The organism is Pedobacter sp. 01T416_2 (assembly GCF_056398925.1).
Genome location: NZ_JBFTQI010001030.1, coordinates 1 through 1,626, shown reverse-complemented (window position 1 = coordinate 1,626; position 1,626 = coordinate 1). Strand labels below are relative to the sequence as shown.

Sequence of the window (1,626 nt, the reverse complement as noted above, 5' to 3'; positions counted from 1 at the left end):
ATGACACCGGTAATAGTAAAGTTTGCTAGTATAAAATCTGGTAAGAACAATTTAAGTAAAGAGGCTGCAGGGGAAGTCATATAAAGTGAAATAGTAAAATGCAAAGCTATTTGTTTTTACCGTCCTCCACAACTTTTGGTATTGATCCATATATTCCGGAATTTATGAAAAGCATCCATTCTTTTATGCTTTCAACCCTCTCCGAGGCGCGGGATTATGCTTTTACTTCGGTTAAGTCAGTTTTTTTGATAAGCTTGAGCGAGAGCAGGGGCCATTAAGATGATTGTATGCAGACAAGAATATGCCGGTTTGGTGTCTAATGTGAATTAGTTCTTGCGAATGGAGAGCGAATACATATATATCGATTATCAGATTTAATAATGTATCAAAGCCATAGATCGATAATCTTCATGTTTTTTTACTAAAATATTTAACATAAAGTTCTTATTATAAGAATCTTGGGTGAAGTTGCTGCGTCTTTACCTGAAATGTCACAGTCCACATATCTATAAGCTTCAGTTTAACATTCGTTACACGCAGATTAACAGAGAATAAAAAATCATGGTAACATTAGCTTTATATTATGGAGAAAAACAATATCTTGAGAGAAATATTTTTGGAATGATCAGATAAAGGATTAATCGCGATGCTCTCAAATAATGTTAACCAACAATTCAGTCTGCTTCACGAAATAGGGAAGGAGGGAACTTATAACCTCCTTTTTCCACCGCCACAAGCGGGGCTGGCGATTTTGAACCTTTATCAAAAGATCAAGTCTGGTGCGTTTCCAAACGGCCGGTTCAAAGAACCGGACATCTATACGGCCTTAGAAGGCTCAAAGTTACTAATGAATGCGGACGAATATGAACGGTCGCCACAAATACATTTTAATACAATCGTTAGCGATCTTCAAGTTTACTTTCTAAGGTATGATACGGAAGAACAGATTTATAGCTTAAAAGATTATGCCGAATCATTTTGCCGACAGGTAGAAGAGACTCTTTTGGCAAACTTCAATCCTACTCAAATTGAAACCATCTGCAACGACCTCCGCAACAAGTTAGAGGCTTGCGCTGATCAATATGATATTCAAAGCTGGATTGATACTTTTTTTAGCGTATTTAAGCCTGTTATGAAAAGCCAGGTGGATAGGTTAGAGCGCCAAATCGATAACTCAGTACAGGAAATTAGGGCCACTACCCAACTGTCTGACTTATCGATTTTGGATATTTTAAAAGCCATCGATCAAAAACTCGATCGCCTGCGGACGCAAAATGAAGAACTAAGATCAGCGTTCAGGGAAATGAAGACCATAAATCTGGTACTCGAAGGGCAACTTCAATGGGTAAGTGAACAACAGATTGCGGACAACATCGCCGAGGTGAGAGGATTTTTTCCTGATGTGAAGTATACTTTAAACATCATCGATAAACGTTTGGACAGAATACAGCCTAAACTAAGGCAGTTTTTTGGAATGCTTAACAAACCATCTTTTAACATAAAAGTTGAAAAGTTCCTTAAAATTTTATTGAATAAATCTACCTTAAGCGCGCAGAAGGATGTTTTGTTACCCAAAGGTATACCCACACTTCTTTTTCATCAGCAAACTTCCAACTTCAGTATATT

At 37.3% G+C, this 1,626-nt stretch carries 1 protein-coding gene; it reads left to right on the top strand.

Going from position 1 to position 1,626, the window contains the following annotated elements; genetic code table 11:
• Positions 1 to 646: 646 nt before the first annotated feature.
• A partial coding sequence (locus tag AC1DPQ_RS27025) for a hypothetical protein (protein WP_477611464.1) occupies positions 647 to 1,626 on the top strand: 980 nt, incomplete at its 3' end.